Raw genomic sequence first — 21,890 nt, 5'->3', positions numbered from 1 at the left:
CTACTGATCCCTCCGTCTTTCGAACTTCCGATTGTCTGGCTGGCAGGCATTGGTAATGTTCGGCTTGGCGTTCACTTGCAGGATGGATGGTGCATCGACATAGGAGGGCGGACAAGGGTGCTGTCGAAGCAGGAGGATGTGATGCCTTTGCTTCCATTGCTCGAGATGGGCAGGGTGCAGTTCTACGAGTATCTGCATCGCCTTGCCCAAACCAGGACTGAGTTGGCGGAAGCTCCCCAGTCATTTCCTGCCATTCTCCTGCTCAAGTTCGCGTTCGAGTCATCGGTGTCTGACTATTGGCCTCTCAAGGCGCTCGATTGGCTCGACGCTGGAGCCACGGTCGATTCGGAAATCGGCGAGAGCCTGCGAACTTTGTTGAGTCGGCCGTGGGTAACGCAACGGCTGAGGCAGCGAGCGGAAAGGGCAGTGAAACGTGGATCCTCAAAGAAAGCTTTTAAACCATATGAGAGCAACGAGAAAGAAGGCGACTCAACGCTTTGACGCTGCGCGGGTGGGGCCATTGGCGGGGCGGCCGGGGCGTTCCTGAATTCGACTGTCGACGCGAATGGGAATATCCCGGCGCCTTTCGACGTTGCGATGACCACGATGGCTAGTGGGTTGATCGCCGGAGCTTTGGGTGCCAACGCGCAGGGTGCAGCGACGTCAGCGGAAAACGAGACGCTGAACAACTGGCTGAACCATGTCCGACCGCAGCCCATGTCGCTGTCGCAGGCGGAGCAGTACCAGCAGGCGGTGGACACAGGGGACTCCAGCCAACAGGATCAATTGGCTGCGTTGTCGGCTCAGAATGACCAGAGCCTGGCTCAGGCATGTGCAGGTGGAACAGGCAGTGCCGGATGCCAAGCGCAGATTCAAGCGGCGCAGGCGGGCGGAAATCTGGTCTACACGCAGTCGCTGGGGAGTGGGCTGAATTACACGTATGCGAATCCGCTTTCGTATGCGATGGGGCCGGAAAGTTTCCCCTCCTCGCTTGCTACCGGTCCTCAGCTCACGAGTGCTACGAGCGGTTCCGGGCCGTCGGTTGGTGCCGCAACTCTGGACACCATGCTGGGCAGTCCGCTCGCAGGAGCCTTCGGGGGGCTGGTGTATGCGACGGGTGGGTCGAATGCGAGCGCCTATTCCGCCGCGCAAATGGGCCTTGCAGTGGATGGGGTCTTGGCTGGATCTGCTGGGTACCAGATGCCGGAGGCGCCTACGCTCGGTGCCACCGATAGCGCGGACTACAGTGGAATCGGCGCCACAGGTCAAGTAGGGGAGCAGTACCTTCAGTCGCTTGGCGGGCAATCGCAGGTCTATTTCAGTACCAGTCTTGGCGGGCGTTATGTGGACCAACTCGTCGATGGTGTCGCCAACGAATCCAAAGTTGGCTACACCAGCCTTACTAGTAGCGTGCAGACTCAAATCGCAAAGGATGCGGAGTTGATGAACTCTGGTGCCGTCAATGGCGTAAACTGGCACTTCTTCACGAGCCCCGTCACTGGACTAGGTGGCCCGAGCCAACCGTTGCTGAATACTCTTCAGGGTTCGGGTATTGGGGTGATAATCCACTAAGGTTTGCCAATATGACCTACCAGTTGATCAGTCCTCCATGTCCTCTTAACTTTGTGGGGCTTTCGAAGCAGGAGCTGAAAAAATACAACGAGTGGTTTGTTGCAGAGCTACCCGGCCGGATAGCCATACTTGAATCGTGCGTAAAGGCCAGCAGTGGATATGAAGATTGGATTACTGATTTCGCTCCTGGATCATTGGTCACGCTTGGTGATTGGTTTGCCTCGCAGGTGAAGACACGAGATCGGACGCAGGCTGAATTGCACGCGATAGAAGCTCGTCTAACGTTTCCGGTCGACGTTTCAAATGAGGAGTTGACCGACGAAACGGTGTCGAAAGCTATAGACGTGGGCATGTACTTCGGAATGGTCTTGTTGAAGAACCATCCGTCGTTGCACTGGGACGTCAAAACAGAGAGCAAGCGGTTTGCGGATTACGGGCAACCAGTGATCGTTGGTTTCGATGCGGCGATTCTCAATCCGGTGCGAATAGCAGTTACGCTGGCCTATGGTGTGGCAGCAGGTACGCAGTCGGGATCAAGGCTCGGTCAAGTTTATAAATTCTGGTCTGAGAAAGCGGGCAGTTGATCACGCGGGTTATTACCTGGATAGCAGCAAAGAGACGAGCCGGGCCGATAGTCGGGCTCGCCTTTATGGCATCGTTGTCGATGTGATAACTCAGGCGGGCGTGATCACAAGCCGTTCGTGCTGGACTTCGATCTTGAGGCGCTGGCGAGGCATGAAGCTGGTGTGCTCGAGCCACCGGCGAGTAGCGGTACTGTTACGACGAGCGGGTCATTGAACGTCGGCGGCAACTTCACGGCTAGCGCTGGGACAGATTTGACGCTGGGCGGCCAGACGACCGTTGCGGGAACGACCACGCTCGGCTCGGGCCAAGACATGACGGTGAGCGGCACGCTCAACGGAAACGGTACGGGCCTGCTCATCGCCGGGCGCGATCTGAATGGCGCGGGCAGTACCGCGTTTGCGCAGACGGCGACCGTGCTGGCGGGACGCAACGTAGAACTCGACGGCTTGCTGCAAGGCGCCGGCATCGGTATTACCGCGGGCAACGATCTCACGCTCGCCGACGTCGAATCGTCGAATGCGCTGACGCTTCAAGCGAACGGCACGGCGGGCGGTGGCACGATCACGCTCAACGGAACATCGGCGGCACCGGGCGCGATCAGCTTGACGGCCGCGCAAGACATCGACGTCGTCGGCAAGCTCGGTGGTGGTGCGCTCACGACGTTGACGGCATCGGGCAACATCAACGTGGGCGGCACGATCGAATCGGTCGGCGATACCGCGCTGACCGCGACATCGGGTAGCTTGTTGGCCACGGGCGGGATCAACAGTGGCGGCCAGCTTACCGTCACGACGGGGCAGAACATCACGCTTGGCGCATCGACGAGCGCGATCGCCGATGTGAACCTGAACGCCGGTAACAATTTGACGCTTGGCGGAACGCTGGTCGGCGTCAACGGCAATTTGGTTGCGGGCGCAACTATCAATGACGACGGCAGCGGTACGAGTGTGAACGCGTTTTCCGGCGCGGCAACGCTCAAAGCCGGAGGCGACGTTGATCTGACGGGGGCGCTTCAAGCAAACGCGATTCAAGTGACCGCAGCCGGGAGCGCAACGCTCGGTGCCTTGACGTCCGCGACGACGATCGCACTCGCCGCAAACGGTACCGCGTCGGCCACACTCGGCGGCCCAGGCGACGTAACGCTCAACGGGGCCATTGCATCGCCGGGCGCATTCACCGTGCAAGCGGCGCGCGATGTCGCGCTCAATGGTGCCCTTGCTTGCGGGGCGTTGTGCTCGGTGAACGCAGGCCAGGATCTGACGGTGGCGGGGGCGCTGACCGCATCGACCGATGTGTCGCTTACTGCATCGGCCGGTAATTTGACGACATCGGCGGCCTTGACGACAGGCGGTACGTTGAACGCGTCGGCCGGTGCGAATGCGATATTCGGGGCGCCGATCACGGCTGCTACCGACATCAATGCGAGCGCAGGCGCGGCGCTGACCGTTTCCGGCGCGATGACGGCGCAGGGCAACGGCACACTGACGGCCGGCACCGATCTCGGCGGCGCTGGAACGCTCTCCTTCGGCGAGACGGCCCAACTGAACGCAGGACACGATACGGCGCTGACAGGATCGCTTTCGGCACAGACGGTCAGTGTCACGGCAGGAAATAGCGCGGGCCTTGGATCTGTTCAAGCGAGCAAGACGCTGACGGTGACCGCGAGCGGTAATGCCGGCGGCGGAGATGCGACGTTCAGCGGCGACGTTGCCGCGCTCGGTGCGTTGAACGTTTCGGCCGCACGCGATATCTCTGTCACCGGTGCGACGACCGGCGGCGCCGCGACGACGTTGAGCGCCGGACGCAATCTCACGTTAACGGGTGCGCTCAATTCGGTCGGCGATGTATCGCTGACGGCGCAAAGCGGTTCGCTGATTGCGAACGGCATTGCCGGACAGGGCGCATTGACGGCATCGGCCGGTCAATCGCTTGCGATCGGTGGAACGATAACGGCCAACGGCGATATCGCGCTCACGTCCGGTGGCACGATGACGCTGGGTGCCTTGAGCGGTCAAGCATCGGATGCGTTCGCCGGGGTACTGCAAGCAGGCGGCGATCTGAACGCGACGTCGATCGCATTCGGCAATGGTGCGGCGACAGTGCAGGCCGGCGGATCGATTGGCATCACGGGGGCATTGACGGCCGGAACGACGATCAACGCGACCGCGGCCAACGATGCGTCGTTCGGTAGCGTACAAGCGGGAACGACGTTGACGTTGCAGGCACTCGGGCATAACGGCGCGGGTGATCTCACGGTGGCGGGTGCCGCGCAAGCCGGCGGCGCGGCGACATTGTCCGCCGCGCAAGACGTGACGGTTTCCGGGCCGGTGACAGTAGGCGGAGCGTTCAACGCGACAGCAGGCCGCAATTTGACGATCGGCGATTCGCTCGGTGCGAATGGCGACATCGTCCTCGCGGCGACGAACGGTGCACTCGCGTTGAATGGCCCGGTATCGGCAGTCGCGGATTTGACCGCGACTGCCGGCGGAGCGTTGTCGATCGGTGGTGCGCTCATCAACGGGAATACGCAACTCACGTCGGGCGGTGCGATGTCAATTGGCGGCGCGCTGTGGGGCGATGGGATGGGCACGTTCCAATCCGGTAGCGACATGACGGGAGCGGGTGGTTTTGCATTCGGGCAAGCCATCAACGCAACGTCGGGCGGGGCGCTCTCGCTGACTCAAGGCATCGAAGGCGCAAGCGATGTAACGGTTAGCAGTACTAACGACTTGACGCTGGGTGCACTGACCGCAGTCGGCAACGCGACGTTGACCTCCACGGCAGGCAGCGTGTCGCTCGGGGCGACGCAGGTTGGTGGAACCTTGAATGCAACGGCCGCACAGAACCTGAGTGCGATCGCGGGCATTGCGGCGGCTGGCCCGCTGACGTTGAGCGCAACGAACGGCAACCTGACTGCTGCCGATTTGCAAGGCAACGGTACGGCGACGCTGACTGCTGGGCAATCTTTGACGCTCAGCGGTACGAACGTACTGGCAGGCAATGTCTCCCTGACGGGCGGCAATGTCACGGTGACGGGGACCACGACCGCCTCGCAAGCGTTCACGGCTACGGCAACCGATACGCTCGATACGAGCGCGGCGCAACTCTATGTGACGCAAGATGCGGCGCTGAGCGGTGCGACGATCAATAGCGGCGCGGCGATCATCGGCGGCGCGCTGACGGAAACCGCAACGAATGCGATCAGTGTGTCGGGACAAACGCTCGTTTCCGGAGCAGCGACATTCAACGCGAACGGCGGCGCGTTCACGAATGCGGCGAACAACGAAGTGTTGTCAGGCGGCACGCTGACGGTCAACGCGGGGACGATCGCAAACAGCACGGGCGCATCGCTCGCTTCGACGGGAACGGCGACGCTGACGGCATCGTCGAACATGACCAACGCCGGCACGATCAGCGCGCAATCGACGACCATCAACGTCGGCGGGAATCTGGCGAACGGCGGCGGGACGATTCTGGGTTCCGATGCCGTTGCGATCACGACGGGTACGTTCAGTAATGCGAACGGGTTGGTCATCGCGGGCAACCCGCTCCAGGCGGGGGCGACGACGGGCAACTTGTCGTTGACGGTGGCGGGCGGCACGGGTGGATTCGACAACACGAACGGGCAACTGAGCGCGGCGGAAAGTGCGGCGGTCGCGCTCGTGAATATGACGTGGGACCCTTCGGCGGCATCGGGCGGCGGTATCTATGCCGGTGGGCAGTTGTCGATGACGGTGGGTAATCTCGCGGTTGCCGGAACGTGGAACGTCAATGCGGGGAGTGCTTCGATTACTGCGCTCAATGGCGCGACGATCAGCGGGTCGATCGAAAGCACGGGCGCATTCTCGCTCGCATCGAACGGCGTGATTCAGAACTTCGGGCAGATCATTGGGGGTTCGACGGTTAGTGTGTCGGGGGTGTTGTCGAATGCCGCCAATGCACTCGTTCATGCGAACGGTGATCTCGATGTGACTGGGGCGGTGATCAATCGCGGGACGGTCGAGGCGGAAGGCAACATCAATGCTTCGGGGTCGTCGTTTGATAACCAGTCGGGGACGACGCAGGCGCAGGGCAATGTGACGTTCACTCTCACAGGGGACGTGAACAACACCGGCGGAAACCTCATTGCCGGAAACAACGTCACCATTAACGCGGCTTCAATTGAAAACGATCAAGCGGCATCGACCACGCCGACCACGACAACGACTGCGGTAACGAACCCGGACGTCTTATGGTCGTCCGTGGTGGGAACTCAGAATTGGGGAACCGCATGGGCTTTTAACGCCGGCGATGGCAACAGCGGGGGAAACGCTGTAAGCGCAACGGCGACGCTCGGCAACCTGCTGTCGCCTACCGGTATGTGGGGCACGGTGCAAGGCTTTTCCGACGGTGGCACGCTCGTCTATAACTGCACCATCAATTGCACGCTGCCGTCGGCGACCCCTGTCTCGGGTAGTGGCACGGTGACGTTCGACGAATTCAATGTCGAGATTCAGAGCGACTACGGTGCTGGCGATATGCCGTTGTACGGGTACGTTTGGTTTGCCGAACCCGGTCCGATGGGTGGCGAGTTGAACACGGTGACCCTGACGCTGCCGACGGTCTATGAAACGACGACCTCAGTGCAACCGGGCAATGCCGGCGTGATTTCGGCGGGCGGCGCGGTGTCGCTGACAGCAAATTCACTCTCGAACAAAGGTGGCCAGATCGGCGCGGTGGGGAATATCTCACTGAACGTCCAGTCGTTGAGCAACGGCGCGGTGTCGCCGACGACAACGGAACAGATCACGGACTGGGTCGACCCGACGCAATTGTCGGCGTTCGTGAATCAGGTTCTGACGATGCAAAACACCGAGACCATCCAGCCGGGAGGTGGGGGTGGGGCGGTGGTGGCGCAAAACTCGCTGGATCCGAACGACAATCTCGCGCCCGTGACGTTTGCGCTTGGGGCAACGTCTCCGGGGAGTGCGGCATCGACGGTGACGTGGTCGACACCCACCGGTCTCGTGGCCGCAGGCAACGATCTGAACATCAGCGGCGGCAATCTCGTCAACGCGGGCACGTTATACGCGCAGAACAACGTCAACTTGACCGGCGCGACTATAACGAACCAAGGGACCAACACTCAGCAAACGTCCTCGCAGACAGGCTGTGTCGCGGGCACGAGCGAGCTCGATTGCTTGCAGCCCGGTGACCACATCAGAGGCGAGAACCCGAACACATCGACCTTCAGCTACACGCAAGACAATGCCTCGATCATCGCCGGCAACGACCTGACGATTTCGGCAGGCACGATCAACAACACGTACGGCAATTTGATCGCAGGCCACGACATTGTGGTGACGGGTGTGAGCACGGGTGCGGGCTCGACCACGGCCGCGCAATCGCTGACGAACACGTCGGGCAACATCATTGCCGGGAACGACATTACGCTGGACGTTTCCGGGGCGGTGACGAACACGTTGCCGCCGCCCGTGCCGGTGCATCAGAACTATGGCACGGTCGAGCAGTACTCCGGCTGCATGACGGCGGGGGGCTACAAAAACAGCTATTGCGAAGCCTACGTCGATCAGCAATCGGGCAATTCGTCGGTGATCAGCGCGGGCAACACGCTCGCTATTCAGGCGGGATCGCTCACTAACGTGGGCAGCCTGATTACAGCGGGGGTGAACGCGAGCATCAACGTAACAGGGCCGGTCGTCAATCAAGCGCAAACGCTGGACGCATATTGGCATTCGCACTGGGTGCAAGAGACGGGCGACTTCAGCTCCGACATACGCCACGAAGTGTGGGGTTGTGGCAGCGCGGCCGAATGCACGGCGCTTTACGGTAGTGAGTACACGAGCGTTGGCGGTGTGATCGATCCGCCGACACCGGTCGGCAACATCGCGGCAACGATCCAAGCGCCGACCCTCTCGATTACCTCGGGAGGGCAGATCGTCAACGTGGGCAACGTGATCGGTCAGTCGGTGTCGCTCACGGGTACGAACCTGGCGAACGGCATCACGTCGTCGAATACGTATACGCCGTTGGTGGGCAACCCGCCGCAAGTGATCAGCCTCGCACCCGCAGCGGGCGGCTTGAATTTGTCGATCCCTTCAATGCTCGGGGGCTATTCACTCACGCAGACGGCGACGACGCTAGGTCCGCAGTTGCATTCTGGCGAACAAGGGACGGCCTCGTCAGGCTCGATGTACGTGCTGGGCAATACCGGTGCGAATGTAGACGCCGTCACGCCACAGTTGCTGCTCTCGAATCTGCCGTTGAATCTGCAGCCGAGTACGACGCTGTTCTACTACAACCCGCAAGCGGAAGATGCGGCGCTGCAAACGCAAGCGTTGAAGGAGACGGGGCAGGCGACGTTCGTCAGTGGCTTGTCGAGCGACAGTCAGCAGCAACTCTCGGTGACGGACCAAGAAAAGTTGGTGTTGTACGCGAATGCGGTGACCTTTGCAAAAGCGAACGACGTTCAACTGGGTCAAGCGCTGACGCAGCAGCAGATCGGCGAGCTGACGCAGCCGATGCTGTGGTACGTGGAGCAGACGGTGCCGGAGCCGGGGTGCACGGCAACGGGCACGGCGCAGTGTCCGACGGTGACGGCATTGATGCCGCAAGTGTACTTGCCGGCCAATACGTCGGCGCTCTCGGCGGACGGGAACATTGTCGCGAGCGACAGCCTTGCGCTGAACTTCGGTAGCGCGGCGACGGGCGGCAGCATCCTGAACACGGGCACGATCGCGTCGAGCGGATCGCTCACGGTCAATACGGGGACGCTGACCAATCAGCAGAACCAGGTGAACGTTGGCCAGATTTGGACGAACGTAAAAGGCGGATACGAAGATACGACGGGCACGGAGGCGCAGTCCGGCGGCTTCATGAGCGCGGCAGCGGGGCAGATGACGCTGAACGTGTCGCAGCTCAATCAGATTGGTGGGTTGTTGGAGGAAGTCAATCCCGACGGCTCGGCGAATAACGCGGCGACGCAACAATTGTTGGGGCAAGTGCTGCAGCAGTTGGGCAGTAACTTCACGCAGACGACGGTGAGCAACAACCTGCAGTCGAGTTTCGTGGCCTCGGGTGGGTTTGGGATGTTGCAGTTGGCGGCGATCGTGGTGGCGATCATTGCGACGATCGTAACGTACGGTGCGGCGAGTGCAGCCATTGGAGCGGCAACGGGTGCGACTGCGGCCGCGTCGACTGCGGCGTCGGCTGCGGCTGCGACGGCCGCGACTGCAGCGGAAGCCGGCGGCACGTTCATGGCTGCTGCTGCGGGAGTTTCGGCCGGTCTTGGCAATGTTGTTCTGTCTTCCGCAATTGCGGGGATGGTATCGAGTTCGCTGAGCCAACTCGTTGCAACCGGCAGCATTAATGCGAGCAGCGTGTTCGAGTCGGGTGCGGTTGCGGCGCTAACGGCGGGGTTGACGAACGGGATTACGTACAACGCGAGTACGGGCCTGGGCTTTACGACGGCGCCGATGGTGCTGGGGCAGGGCACGAGCACGCTGGCCCAATTGGCCGGGATATCGAATATCGGCAACTCGCTGGTTTCGCAGGCGGGGCAAGCGGCGGGCAATTTGCCGGAGGAGCTCGCAGCGATGGGGGCATCCGCGACGCTCGATGCGGGGGTGCAGACGGCGATCGAAGGCGGTAGCTTCCTGAACAACCTGAAGGGTGACGCGGTGAGCGATTTAGCTGCCGCGGGGGCGGATGCGATTGGAAATGCGCAAACTGCGCTGAACGCCGCTTTAGGGCCGGTTGGTGGAGAGTTGGCGTATGTCGGTTTGCATGCGGGGCTGGGGTGTTTGGCGTCGGCGGCGGACGGGACTGGGTGTGCGGGTGGGGCCATTGGCGGAGCGGTGTCGGCCCTGACTGCCAACGATATCGCTAAGGCGGTGACCAACGGCCAAGGGGTGACGGATCCCGCGCAACTGGCAATGATTACGGCGGGCACGACGCTGTTGGGTGGGGGCATCGCGGCCGCATTGGGGCAGAACGCAGCCGGGGCGGTGAATTCTGCTGCAAACGAGACACTGAATAATGCTTGTGCGCGCGGATGCGGAGAGGACCCGAATGACACCGTAAAGCCGGTACGGCTAGAGCCGCCGATGGAGGGCAGCGAGCAGGACAGCATCGATCCATCGACCGGCGTCGAGACGGAAACGGCCACGGTGGGCGCGGGGGCGTTGGCAGCGGGAATGGCCGGAGCCAGTCAGAGTGCGGCCGCTAAAGGTGGCCAAGCGACTCTTACTCCTTCGCAGCAAGCTACTGCTTGGCAAGGAAGTGGAGCGTATCCTGGTGTCGACACCTATACTGATGTTGTGTTGCCGAAGGGGAGCTTTGTTGTCGGTGCCGCGCCCGGGCAGTCCCCTTACTATACGAGCCTGGCTGGGTTCTTTGGCACTGATGGCACTGCCCAGAGTTACTATCAAGCTTTGCAGATTCAGCCGAATCTAACGAATCCGGCGTACCCCATGTACCGGAATGGCGTGACGATATACCAGGTGAATGGTGATATGCCGGCAGCGTTCAGTCCTGCAACGACGGCGAATCCACAATATGGTGTGGGTGGGGCGCCGCAGTTCTTTGTCCCGGGCTACCAGGACTTCCTGACTCCGGTACTCTCGATCCCATTCAAGAAGTAACACATGGTAGACAGCATCAACGCTATTGACGGATCGATCCATCTAGATTCCGGATTGGTACTTGTCCGAGGTATGAGTCTCCAACGGGTTATTGCCATGGGGGGCACGGTGCATCGTGCTCTTGACATGAAGACTGGTTGGCATCTGATATCGATAGGACCAAGGGAACTCTTTGGTAAAAGCGCTAACCTTGCCCTTCTTCTCCACAATGACGAGTTAAGGCAAGTGCATGCCACGTTGTTAGAGGCTGGTGTAACTACCCCGGAAGACATCAGGAAGCTTCACGACAACACACTGGTGAGTGAGTTCGGAATTCCGCAAGTACGTGATGCGCGGAAGTTGATGTACGTATTCTCGTGGGGGACTGTAGCCTCTGAGTATGATCCTCGCGGTGGCCAAGCAGAGGTGGTCGTGTCATGGAAGTGACTGGCGCGCAAACTTGCCATACGCAATCCATGAACTGATCGGCACGCCGAGTTGATACGTGCCGATCCCTACGGTATAGCTCTCATCATGGCCGGGCGGTGCCGCCGTGGTCGGGTAAATGAGTGCATGGCCACGGCCGATTGCCGCTATGAAGTCCCTCAGGCGGGCGTGATACTAAGTTTTTCGAAAGTATTGTCATACACATGAGACAATACGTGCATGAAATCGAAACGCACATCGGACGGCCGGAAACTGGACCACGCGACGTTGCAGGCGATGCGCCAGCAAGCGGTGAAGGCCATACGCGAAGGACAGGACGTGGCCAGTGTGGCGGCGGCCTACGGGGTGAACGAACGCAGCGTGTATCGTTGGCTGGCCGATTTCGCCAACGGCGGTCAAAACGCGTTGCTGGCCAAGCCGATACCGGGGCGGCCGTCCAAGGTCAATGCCGAAGAGATGCGCTGGCTGGCACAAGCGGTGCGAGACAATACTCCACTGCAGTTCAAGTTCGAATTCGGGCTGTGGACGCTGTCGCTGATTGCCGCGCTCATTGAGCGGCAGTTCGGCAAAAAGCTGGCGCTTTCCGGGGTGAGCCGCATCATGAAGCTGTTGGGCTTCACGGTGCAAAAGCCCCTGTATCAGGCGTGGCAACAGGACGCGACGCTCGTTCGGCAGTGGGAGTTCGAAACCTACCCGGCGATTCGAGCCGAGGCACGAGCCGTTGGCGCGAGCATCTACTTTGCCGATGAGTCGGGCATTCGCTCGGATTACCACACGGGCACGACATGGGCGCCGCAGGGCTGCACGCCGGTGGTGGAAGCGACAGGCAGGCGTTTCTCGCTGAACATGATTTCGGCGGTCAGTGCTCAGGGCGAGTTCCGCTTCATGGTGCATGAGGGAGCCGTCACCGCTGTCGTCTTCCCAGAGTTTCTCACTCGCCTGATGCTCGGCGCACGCGAGCCGGTGTTCCTCGTAGTCGACGGCCATCCGATTCACAAGGCCAAGCTGGTCCAGGATTTCGTGAAGGCGCAGGAAGGACGACTGAAGCTGTTCTTTCTGCCGCCTTACTCGCCGCACCTGAACCCTGACGAGCAAGTTTGGGCGCACGTGAAGCGCAGCGTCTCCAAACGTCTCGTGCAGTCCAAAGACGAAATGAAGCGATTGGCTATCGGTGCTCTGCGCCGCATCCAGAAGTTGCCTGCGCTGGTGAAGTCCTTCTTTCGCCAGCCCGAATGTCAATATGCCTCTATGTGACATTTCTTTCGGAAATCTTAGTAAGTCTTTGATTGTATTAAAAATCAGGAGTCCTAACCATTAGCCGATCGGCCTAGGACGCTGGGTAATGCAGTGCGGGCCATGCGGCCCGATACCTCGACGAATGAAGAAGTGCCGTGCCGGAGCGGCCCGGAAATCCTGGCCTGTGGCCAGGATTGGCAACGAAGAGGGTTCAAGCGGGCCAGTGGGCCCGAGAGTGTGACGAAGAGGGTTCGTGCGGCCCGCTGGGCCGAGGGTAACGAAGGGCCGGGGGTAAATCGCGGGCTTCGTCCCTTGCGGGCCGAATCCCACGATTAAACATAACGCGGCAATTATCGAGCGTCGGTTAGAGCGCCTCGGCACAGAACGCTGCGGGTGTAACAATGCGAGTGCGACCATGGTTGCCGCGCTGCAAGAGCCCAGCGCGATGATCGCCGGTCACGAGGTAGTCCACGTCACCGGCTTGAGCCATCGCAAGCAAAAAGGCATCGTTGGGATCATTGGTCTCGATGTTCACCACCAGATGGTTCAGAACAATCGCGCGCTGTAGGTTGTTGACCATCGTGCCGACAAGATGCGGCTGCAACACGGCTTTGAGCTTCGGATAACGGCTGGCGCGACGCAATTCGGCGAGTTGTGTGGTTGAGGTGACGAGTTCGAAGCGAGCGGCCCGCCAAGCTCGATAGATGATGTCGGGCGAGCCGTGTGGAGAGATAAGGGCGCTCAGCAGGATATTGGTATCTAGAACGACGCGCATCAATGTTCACGCGCCCATTGCACCGCCTCGGAGACGATGGCCATCAGGTCAGCTTCGCTGACGTTGACATTGGCCATCTTGGCTTGCTCGGCCGATAGTTCGAGGAGGTGGGCGCGCACGGCTTCTTCGATGAAGCGCGAGAGGTCACCCTTGCGGCCTCCGCCTTGGGAGGCAAGGTACATGCGAACCGACTGATCGGTGTCGGCCGACACGGCGACGTTCCAACGTACTGAATTCATGGCTGTTTCCCTGTATCGGTGTATAGGTGTTTATACACCGATCTCAAATCGATGGCAACTGGCCGATCGGCCTCCTCTTTAGCCGCTTTGGGGCTGCTCTCCCTCTTCCACGCTGTCCATTGGCAAAACGCGCGAGAACACCGGAACATCGCAAAGGATCTTCAGTCGGAGATGGAGGTCGTTGCGCGGCGATAGCTGATTTGCAGGAGTGCATGCGCGATGCGCGCAACGTTGTCGAGTTACATGAGGCAGCACATGAGGGTCATCAGGGAAGTGGTCACCGCAAAGAGCATCCGATTCGACGATTTCACGCTCTGGGTTGATCTCGCAGACGGTCGCACGCTCGGCGTACCGCTCGCGTGGTTTCCCCAGTTGGTGAGGGCAACGCCCGAACAACGCTCGACTTACACATTAAGTCGTCGTGGGGTGCACTGGGAATGCGTCGACGAGAATATTTCCATCACCGGGCTTCTCGCCGGGCGTGGAGACACGCCGAATTCCAGTGTCGGAAGTGCGTCCTCAGTGCTAGTCGATGCCTACGATTCGGACTTTATTCTCTGGGCATGTGATCAGGCCGCAAAGCTGCGGTCGGGCCGATTCGACAGCCTGGATGTCGAAAACGTTGCGGAAGAACTCGACACGCTTGCGCGCGCTCTCCGGCGGGAGCTTGTCGATCGCCTCGCCTGCCTGTTGCAACATCTCGCCCAATGGGAATACCTGAGCGGCGTGAGACAACCAGCCTGGTATATCGCGATCGTAGAAGAGCGAAGTATGATCCCGCTCATTCTTGAGGATGCTCCGAGTCTCGCCGAGGAGTGGGATGCGATGTATGCAAAAGCTTGGGAGTCGGCCAGGCTGGGCGTGTCCGACTCAACCGGGATCATCGCTTCCCTTGTGCCTGAGCAATGCCCATACGGGAAAGCGCAACTGCTTTCCAATGCATTCTGGCCTGGAGGGCACGCCCGTGAGTAAGCCGGATACGGTCGTCTGCATTGAGAAGACGGACACGAGCCGTCCCTTGAGTTACGTGATGTATCGCCTCATCAATGAGTCGGGATCGGCTTCGCTCACAGTCGATGGAGCGTTCAATGAGGCCCGTTGATTTTCATATCGGCCTTGAATTCATCTGTGGCCCGTTCTGGTATCGCTGCACCGATGTCGGCACGCGTACAGTTGTCGCGATCAGGCTCATAGAGGACGACGGCATCGCCGGCTAGAGGCTTTGTCGGATAAGGTCGCGTCCAGGTCATTCAACCTGTCCGTCGGGAAATTAGATAACTTGATACGATAGTGAGGTATGATTAAAACCGCATGGCCAATGCGTTGCGAATCCTTTCAACTTATAATGAATAAAAATTCTCGCTCCTCCCAACTGATTGAAGAGCCCGATCGTCTGGTTGTTTCCTATTCCGCTAGCGCGCGAGCGGAACCTGCTCTGCTTTTCAGCATATTTTGTATAGTCCTATCTGTGTGCCACTATTTCCTCTATCAGGCACAAGTCACGATTCTGTCGGGCGAGTGGGAATTAATTCCGATATGCCTCTTCGGGAACGCTGGGCTTCTTATATTCCTAATTCGTAGTGGCACCATCAAATCTGCCGCCCATATAAGTTCCGATGGGACCGTCCGGCAAGGCATCGGAAGTTGGGCCTTTCCTGGGCCCATGGCAGCAAGTCCGATAACGATAGGGGGTAAATCACCTGTCTACTGGATCAATCTGCGATATGGCTCGTCCACGATTCGCTTGCCGGGCGATGAGACTGAGGGCGGAACGATTGGCCTCGCAGCCCAAATCAATCGATGGGTAAAACTGCGAATCAGCGGCATGGCCGGTTCGTCTGAAGCATCGAAATCACCACCTGCCATAAATGCGGCGGTGTGCTACGTTTCGGTGATGGTACTTACTGCAATTTTAGGTGAGGTAGCTAGCGGAGGACATTGTTATCTCAATGCTCAGGCGAAAATTGGATCGTGGGCTAAAGTTTCGATTTCGATATTCACAGCATTGGCCGTGATAGGGGCTTGCATCCGGTGGAGCACCATAGCAAGGAGTGCGATCAGACGAGGTAGCGGAGTTTGGGTTGTAGATGTCGCGATAACCCTTTTGATGATCCTTGGCGGATGTTCGATTGTTGGCCATTACGCGCAGATCTTTGAAATGCGCGCGACGCCTGCGACGGTATCATTCATTGATGAACCGTTACGGTTGACAAAAACAACCACTGGAAAGGGTTGTCATAGGTTCTTGATTCTTAGGGAGCCTTCGCTTGATAAGACGATCCAATTCTGCGATCCCTATGCCGCTGACTACTGGCGTGGGGTAGAAGATGTCCGTATTGACCAGTCAAGCAACGCCTTTGGCATACACATCGAGTCTATCAAACGGATCGATAGACCGTGATGCTCCGAACGCTATCATGAGAATTGAATATCAATGATGATATGGCATAACATAGCATTGCTGCCGTTTGTCCTTATGCACCGTGGGATTGGTGGAATCATCGGAGGTTGTCTGTTCCTCGTCATCTACGTTGGGATGTTGGCAACGCTTGCGATGATCGTTTTTCAAGTGTGGAACTATATCGGTGTCGCTGTTCAAACGGGAATCGCCATTGTGGTTGCGAAGCGAACCGTCCCTGCTCACTACGAATGGACCGGGCGACGACGTGAGTTCGTAGAGGAATATGAAATATTGGACTTGCGGATAAACGGTCAGATATTGATGTATCGGCCGACTCCATGGATTCTTGAACGAACAGTCGCCCATACGGAGGAACCGATTCAGTTCGTTGTGGGTCGGTTTAACGGCCAGATACGGATCAGGAAATTCAAGTATTTATAGATTTATGAAATTTCCCAGTGTGCTACGGGTGCGATCTGACCGGTGGTCGCGGTAGAGAAGGTGTGCACTTTGCCGAGAAAAGCGGTTATAAGGCGGTTGCCCCGCAGCATCCCAGCCCGCCTCCGAGGAAACGCATGGAAACACCGAACAACGAAACTGCAGGCTTCTGGCGGCGCACCGCTGCCTTCGCAATCGACAGCCTTGTATTGGGCCTCATCGGGATGGCACTCGCCATTCTTTTCTTCGACGTCCTATCGATGATCGGCGAGTGGGGCCGCATAATCGGCTTCCTCATCGGTGCGGCCTACTTCACGTTGCTTGAAGGCGACTTCGGCGGCCGCAGCCAATCGCTCGGCAAGCAAGTTATGCGGATTAAGGTGATGCGGTGCCAAGCGGGCGAACTAACCCGACTAAGCGCTCGTCAGGCTTGCCTGCGATACGTGATCATCGCTGTCCCTCTCGTTCTTCACGGTATCGGCTTCGTCGACACGCCCGCGCTGCAAATGCCAAGCATGCAATGGCTAACGGTAACCAACGGTATCCTGATATCACTATGGGGTGCTGCATTGTTTTACCTACTCGCGTTCAATCGCCCGAGTCGACGTTCGTTGCATGACCTAGCGACTTCCAGCGTCGTCGTGCGTGAGACCGCGACCTACGCTGTGGCACCTCCGCCTGCAAAGAAGCACTACGTCATCATGGTGGCATTAGGCGCGCTAATGATGGTGACGGGGGCAATCGCAAACCGATGGGTTGCATCAAGATTGACGAATCTTTACGAAGTTCAGCGAGCAGTGTCATCCGTCCCTGGCGTGGGCCAGGCGGGCATCTCGACGACTAGCGTTCGACAACTCGGCTCATCGCGGCAAAGCGTTCGGAGGATAGTCGCAATTTCAGTCGTCGTGCGAAATCCCGCGCTGTCGCCCGATCGTTGTTTTGATGCTGTCGGGACAGCGGCCTTCTCAGCATCGCCGGATCTCGCAAAACATGATCTCGTGACGATCGTCTGCGCCCGCAGCGTCGATCTCGGCATTGCTTCATGGCGTTGGCAGGCTGTCGACGCGCGAACACCCAGCCAGTGGTTGGCGAAGCTGAAAATCAATCCGGCGGCACCGCATAGTTGAGTGAACGACAGCGAGACCCGATGAGTTAAGAGCATGTCATCCGTAAGACGCATTTGCGGAGGAACGATGGTCTCGCATGTTCGCTCGCTTTTGCGCGGCGCGGCGTAAGCATGACCAGGCAGCACATAGCCAAGCATCAATCACGGAGCCGAGCCCATGCCGATAAAACGCTTATCCCTTGCAATCGCTTCCGTCGCGCTTTGCGCTTTAGCGCAAACCGTGTCGCATGCCGCCGATTCAGCCGCGAACAACGCATTCACGAGCGATATGGCATCCCGTCGCGCCGATGCGCTCGTGAAGCAAATGACGCTCGACGAAAAGCTGCAGCTAATTCACTCGGAATATCAGATGAGCGCGGTGCCCGGCGGCGGCGCCGGCTACATTCAGGGGGTGCCGCGGCTAGGCATTCCCGACATCGATATGGTCGACTCGGCGACAGGCTCGGGTAGCACCGTTCAACCCAGCACCACGTTCCCCGCCACGATCGCACTTGCCGCAAGCTGGGACCTCAATCTTTCGTATCAATTCGGCGCCACCATTGCTCGGCAGCTCAGGGAGCAAGGCTTCGCCATGGGCCTCGGCGGTGGCACGAACCTCGCGCGCGAGGCACGCGACGGCCGGATGTTCGAATTCCTCGGCGAAGATCCCGTGCTGGCCGGCGAAATGTTGGCAGCACGGACGCGCGCCACGCAGGACAACAAGGTCATCGCAACGATCAAGCACTACGTCGGCAACGAGCAAGAAACCAATCGCGGGGGCGGCAACGATACGATCGACGAGCGCACGCTGCGCGAGCTCTATCTGCTGCCGTTCGAACTGGCGGTGGAGCAAGCGCATCCCGGCAGCGTGATGTGCAGCTACAACAAGGTCAACGGCACCTATGCATGCGAAAACGCGCACGTGCTCGACGATGTCCTGAAGGGCGACTGGCACTTCAAAGGCCAGGTTCAATCGGATTGGGGCGCGACGCATAGCACGGCGGCCGCAATCAACGCGGGCTTGGACGAGGAAGAAGACGTCGGCCCAACGGTGTACCTCACGCCTGCGTTCGTCAAGCAGGCGCTTGCCAATCATCAAATCACGCAGGCGCGGCTCGACGATATGGTGCGGCGCAAGCTGTACGTCATGATTCGCACGGGTGTGATGGACGATCCGCCGAAAAGCGGCGAGACGATCGATTTCGGTGCGGCCCGGCAGTTCGCGCAGTACGCCGAGGAGCAATCGATCGTACTCCTAAAGAATCGAGACAATCAGTTGCCGCTCAATGCGTCGAGCGTGAAGCGCATCGCTGTCATCGGCGGTCATGCGGACGTCGGCGTGATCACGGGCGGGGGCTCGGGGGATACTCGCGATCCCGTAACCGGTGCGTTTCCCGGCTGCGGCGGCTTGACGCTCCCGACTTCGACGGGGTGTGGCTGGTGGCCGAATCCCTGGATCAAGCTGCCCACGCCGATCGTGACGGCCATTCGGAATCTCGCGCCGAATGCGACGGTCACGTTTGCGGGCAGCGAAGACATGCAATCGCCGTTCAGGGCCTACACGCAACCGGAAATCGATGCGGCCGTGAACTTGGCGAGGCAATCGGACGTCGCGATCGTGTTCGTCACGCAAGCCTCGGGCGAGGGCTTCGGCGAATTGAATAGTCTTGCGCTCGCCAACCCGTCCAATCAAGACGCGCTCGTCGAGGCCGTCGCGCAGGTCAATCCGCATGTCGTCGTCGTGGTCGAGAGCGGCAATCCGGTGTTGATGCCCTGGAAGGATCGGGTGTCGGCGATCGTCGAGGCGTGGTTCCCCGGCGAAGGCGGCGGTAATGCGATCGCCAACGTGTTGTTCGGCAAGGTCGATCCTTCGGGCAAGCTGCCGGTCACGTTCCCGGTGCGCGATGCCGATACGCCGACCTGGAACAACGGTACGATCGCGCCCAATCCCGTGTACTCGGAGGGGCTCGAGATGGGCTATCGCTGGTATGACGCTGAGCACATCCAACCGATGTTCCCGTTCGGCCATGGCTTGTCGTATACGCACTTCGCTTATTCGGATCTGCGCGTTCTCCAGCATGCGAATCATTCAGCAACCGTTTCGTTCACGCTGCGCAACGATGGGGCCGTCGCCGGCGCGGAGGTCCCGCAGGTTTATCTCGCCGATCTGAGCGACCCGGTCGAGCCGCCGAAACGGCTCGTCGGATGGGAGAAGGTGAGCTTGAATCCGGGCCAAACGCAGCGTGTGCACGTGGAAGTTCCGGCGCAAATGCGCCGTGTTTGGAATACGAACCTCAATGAGTGGACGCTTGCTACGGGTGGACGGTTTTACGTTGGAGCGTCTTCGCGCGACATTCGTCTCAAAGAAAAGTAATTAGGACTGCTTACTAGCAGAGGTGATGGCATAAGTCATAAGACAGCCGATCGAACACCACTCGATCGCCTGTGTTCGCGCGTGCGGACATTCGTCGGATGTTTAGGCCGACTCCGCCGATGTTTCCGCGGTGTCTTCCACGGCTGGCGTGTAGACCGCCGTTTTCATGTCGCGCTCGCGCCGCCGCTGCATCTGAGCGAACACATTTCTTCGATGCATCTCCTCGGTCCCACCGGCGCTGACCATCGCCAGCGCATCGGTAACGAATGTGGAGAGCGCACCGTATCGATAGCCGTCGCTGCCGTGGAGCGCCAATAGATCGATGGCCGACTGCGTCAAGTCTTGCGCGGCGGTGATTTTCGCGATCGAGCAGCTCTCCAAGGCATCGGGATCTCCGTGCAACCATTGCCCCAGTGCGGCAAGCGCCATCCAGCGCGATCGTTCGGCACGCATGCGCACGTCGACGAGCCTGCGTTGCACATACTGATGCGCATCGATCGGTACGTCGAGGATCTTGCGCTCGGCGGCATAAGCGAGCGCATCGGCTAGAAAGGGCCGCACGACGCTTGCACACGACAACGCGAAATACGCACGATTCATGGACGCGATATGCATCAGCCATTTGAGCCCGTCGCGCGGCGCGCCGAGAACGCGTTGGCGATCGACGGGCACGTCGTCGAACTGAAGATCACCGATCGGAAGGTCGCGCACGCCCAGCGTGCCCTGCGGGCCGCTGCGCACGATGCCGGGCAATGCCGCGTCGAGCAGCACGAGGCTCGTATGGGTACGCGCATCGTCGTCATAACGCGCGGCCACGAGGATGATCGATGCGTCGGGCGCAAGGCTGATGTTGTATTTGTGTCCGTTGAGCCGGTAGCCGTGTTTGTCGCCCGTCAATCTCGCTTGCAGTGCGCGGATCTCCGTGCCCGTGCCGCGCTCGGAGATCGCGGTCGCGCCCGGTTCGCCGTCGAGCAAACGAGGCAATAGCGCGATCTGCTGTTCGCGTGTTCCCATCGAGTGGATGCAATCAATCAATGTTGCTTGATTGGCCGCCGCCATGGCAAAGCCGAGCGAGCGCATCGTGCCGGCCAACGCCTCGAACGCCGCGACGAATTCGAGCCCATTGCAGCCTGCACCGCCGAAGTCGCGAGAAACGGGCACGCGCTAGAGGCCGGCATCGGAAATCGCTCGCCATGCGTCCCAGTCGAAATCGTTGCGCTCGGGGCGGCGCACATGCCGCAGACCTATTTCCCTATAGCGGTGCGCGAGTTGCCGTTGTCGATCGTCGAACGAAAAATCCATGTTGGCCGCGCTCGGGGCGCCCTGTCATTCGCATGCGCGCAATGTATGCGTCGACCGGTGGCGACGAAACTGGCAGGAATGCCAGCCGGCCCGATTCGGCAATTGCTCAGGCTCGCGCCGGCAACACGACGCTCATGTCGACGAAAAGCCTATCGTGTGCATAGAAATTGCCAATTGGGGAACGGTACTTTGGCGTCCTAGATTGGAGAATGCGGCGTTCCGTACCTAGCGGAGCGGCGCTTCATATCATTCCCCCAATGCCGCACAAGACCTTGGCCACGAGCCTCGCGCCGCCGGCCGGTCCACGAAGGAGGCTCACAATGGCTCAGTTGAAAGGCTCCAAGACGGAAGACAATCTCAAGGCGGCGTTTGCCGGCGAATCGCAAGCTAATCGTCGGTATCTGTACTTCGCGGCGAAAGCCGACGTGGAAGGTCAAAACGATGTGGCCGCGTTGTTCCGCTCGACCGCGGAAGGCGAAACGGGACACGCGCACGGGCACCTGGAATATCTCGAAGCCGTAGGTGATCCCGCTACGGGCCTTCCTTTCGGTAGTTCCCGGCAAAATCTACAATCGGCCATCGCAGGCGAGACGCACGAATATACGGACATGTACCCCGGTATGGCGAAGACCGCGCGGGATGAAGGTTTCGACGAGATCGCCAACTGGTTCGAAACGCTTGCGAAAGCGGAACGCAGCCACGCGAATCGCTACACCAAGGCGCTCGAGGCACTGTCGGATTGATCGTCCGGCGAGCAAGCCGTTCGATCGCGCGCCGTCGCCTCGATTGACGGCG

The 21,890-nt window shown here is 59.7% G+C and carries 15 protein-coding genes; 11 read left to right on the top strand and 4 right to left on the bottom strand.

All coding sequences use genetic code 11. The features are described from left to right. The first annotated feature begins 117 nt into the window (after positions 1-117). The 5 genes from J3485_RS26925 (at position 118) to J3485_RS26905 (ending at position 12,479) form a co-directional block, all read left to right on the top strand. Positions 118-501 carry a hypothetical protein gene (locus tag J3485_RS26925; protein ID WP_206957403.1) on the top strand — a complete coding sequence of 128 codons (384 nt, stop codon included), beginning with the start codon at positions 118-120 and terminating at the stop codon, positions 499-501. A gap of 96 nt (positions 502-597) precedes the next feature. After that, a complete protein-coding gene (locus J3485_RS26920) occupies positions 598-1,572 on the top strand; it encodes a DUF6862 domain-containing protein (protein WP_206957401.1) in 975 nt (324 codons plus the stop codon). A gap of 11 nt (positions 1,573-1,583) precedes the next feature. Further along, positions 1,584-2,156 (top strand): hypothetical protein, encoded by a 573-nt coding sequence (locus J3485_RS26915; RefSeq protein ID WP_206957399.1) that lies wholly within the window; start codon positions 1,584-1,586, stop codon positions 2,154-2,156. Between the two features lie 117 nt (positions 2,157-2,273). Then, positions 2,274-10,799: a beta strand repeat-containing protein gene (locus J3485_RS26910; protein ID WP_206957397.1), complete on the top strand. Its 8,526-nt coding sequence runs from the start codon at positions 2,274-2,276 to the stop codon at positions 10,797-10,799. A 645-nt stretch (positions 10,800-11,444) separates the two neighbouring features. Beyond that, complete coding sequence (locus tag J3485_RS26905) at positions 11,445-12,479, top strand: IS630 family transposase (protein ID WP_206955957.1); 1,035 nt, start codon at positions 11,445-11,447, stop codon at positions 12,477-12,479. 346 nt (positions 12,480-12,825) lie between these two features. On the opposite strand, the gene J3485_RS26900 is transcribed toward J3485_RS26905, so the two are convergent. After that, positions 12,826-13,236: a putative toxin-antitoxin system toxin component, PIN family gene (locus J3485_RS26900; protein ID WP_206957395.1), complete on the bottom strand. Its 411-nt coding sequence runs from the start codon at positions 13,234-13,236 to the stop codon at positions 12,826-12,828. Beyond that, complete coding sequence (locus J3485_RS26895) at positions 13,236-13,475, bottom strand: ribbon-helix-helix domain-containing protein (RefSeq protein ID WP_206957393.1); 240 nt, start codon at positions 13,473-13,475, stop codon at positions 13,236-13,238. Before J3485_RS26895 ends, J3485_RS26900 begins: the two co-directional genes overlap by 1 nt. A gap of 255 nt (positions 13,476-13,730) precedes the next feature. On the opposite strand from J3485_RS26895, the gene J3485_RS26890 reads away from it, so the two are divergent. From J3485_RS26890 to J3485_RS26875, 5 genes are all read left to right on the top strand, one after another. Beyond that, positions 13,731-14,447 carry a DUF29 family protein gene (locus J3485_RS26890; protein ID WP_206957391.1) on the top strand — a complete coding sequence of 239 codons (717 nt, stop codon included), beginning with the start codon at positions 13,731-13,733 and terminating at the stop codon, positions 14,445-14,447. A 116-nt stretch (positions 14,448-14,563) separates the two neighbouring features. Further along, positions 14,564-14,692 (top strand): hypothetical protein, encoded by a 129-nt coding sequence (locus J3485_RS29365; protein WP_277991652.1) that lies wholly within the window; start codon positions 14,564-14,566, stop codon positions 14,690-14,692. An 80-nt stretch (positions 14,693-14,772) separates the two neighbouring features. Further along, positions 14,773-15,876, top strand: coding sequence for a hypothetical protein (locus J3485_RS26885; RefSeq protein ID WP_206957388.1), 1,104 nt, complete (start codon positions 14,773-14,775; stop codon positions 15,874-15,876). A 575-nt stretch (positions 15,877-16,451) separates the two neighbouring features. Then, positions 16,452-17,441, top strand: a complete 990-nt coding sequence (locus J3485_RS26880) for an RDD family protein (protein ID WP_206957386.1) — start codon at positions 16,452-16,454, stop codon at positions 17,439-17,441. Between the two features lie 156 nt (positions 17,442-17,597). Then, positions 17,598-19,793, top strand: coding sequence for a beta-glucosidase (locus tag J3485_RS26875; RefSeq protein ID WP_206957384.1), 2,196 nt, complete (start codon positions 17,598-17,600; stop codon positions 19,791-19,793). Positions 19,794-19,895: 102 nt separating this feature from the next. Here the strand turns inward: J3485_RS26875 and J3485_RS29360 are convergent, their stop codons facing one another. Together J3485_RS29360 and J3485_RS29165 are read right to left on the bottom strand one after the other, a co-directional pair. After that, positions 19,896-20,954, bottom strand: a complete 1,059-nt coding sequence (locus J3485_RS29360) for an acyl-CoA dehydrogenase family protein (protein WP_309477090.1) — start codon at positions 20,952-20,954, stop codon at positions 19,896-19,898. A 3-nt stretch (positions 20,955-20,957) separates the two neighbouring features. Further along, entirely contained in the window at positions 20,958-21,095 is a 138-nt protein-coding gene (locus J3485_RS29165) for a hypothetical protein (protein ID WP_242538945.1), read from the bottom strand. Between the two features lie 320 nt (positions 21,096-21,415). On the opposite strand from J3485_RS29165, the gene J3485_RS26865 reads away from it, so the two are divergent. After that, the gene (locus J3485_RS26865) at positions 21,416-21,838 is read left to right on the top strand and encodes a rubrerythrin family protein (protein ID WP_102609193.1); all 423 of its coding nucleotides are present in this window, start codon (positions 21,416-21,418) and stop codon (positions 21,836-21,838) included. The last annotated feature ends 52 nt before the right edge of the window (positions 21,839-21,890 follow it).

The organism is Trinickia acidisoli (assembly GCF_017315725.1).
GTDB classification, from domain to species: Bacteria; Pseudomonadota; Gammaproteobacteria; order Burkholderiales; family Burkholderiaceae; genus Trinickia; species Trinickia acidisoli.
Note: the sequence above shows the minus strand (reverse complement) of the source record. Positions and strands in the feature narration are given on the sequence as shown.

Coding starts and splice junctions, on each gene's coding strand:
- J3485_RS26920 (WP_206957401.1), top strand. CDS start 598: ATGACCACGATGGCTAGTGGGTTGATCGCCGGAGCTTTGGGTGCCAAC.
- J3485_RS26915 (WP_206957399.1), top strand. CDS start 1,584: ATGACCTACCAGTTGATCAGTCCTCCATGTCCTCTTAACTTTGTGGGG.
- J3485_RS26905 (WP_206955957.1), top strand. CDS start 11,445: ATGAAATCGAAACGCACATCGGACGGCCGGAAACTGGACCACGCGACG.
- J3485_RS26900 (WP_206957395.1), bottom strand. CDS start 13,236: ATGCGCGTCGTTCTAGATACCAATATCCTGCTGAGCGCCCTTATCTCT.
- J3485_RS26895 (WP_206957393.1), bottom strand. CDS start 13,475: ATGAATTCAGTACGTTGGAACGTCGCCGTGTCGGCCGACACCGATCAG.
- J3485_RS26890 (WP_206957391.1), top strand. CDS start 13,731: ATGAGGGTCATCAGGGAAGTGGTCACCGCAAAGAGCATCCGATTCGAC.
- J3485_RS29365 (WP_277991652.1), top strand. CDS start 14,564: ATGAGGCCCGTTGATTTTCATATCGGCCTTGAATTCATCTGTGGCCCG.
- J3485_RS26885 (WP_206957388.1), top strand. CDS start 14,773: ATGATTAAAACCGCATGGCCAATGCGTTGCGAATCCTTTCAACTTATA.
- J3485_RS26880 (WP_206957386.1), top strand. CDS start 16,452: ATGGAAACACCGAACAACGAAACTGCAGGCTTCTGGCGGCGCACCGCT.
- J3485_RS26875 (WP_206957384.1), top strand. CDS start 17,598: ATGCCGATAAAACGCTTATCCCTTGCAATCGCTTCCGTCGCGCTTTGC.
- J3485_RS29165 (WP_242538945.1), bottom strand. CDS start 21,095: ATGGATTTTTCGTTCGACGATCGACAACGGCAACTCGCGCACCGCTAT.
- J3485_RS26865 (WP_102609193.1), top strand. CDS start 21,416: ATGGCTCAGTTGAAAGGCTCCAAGACGGAAGACAATCTCAAGGCGGCG.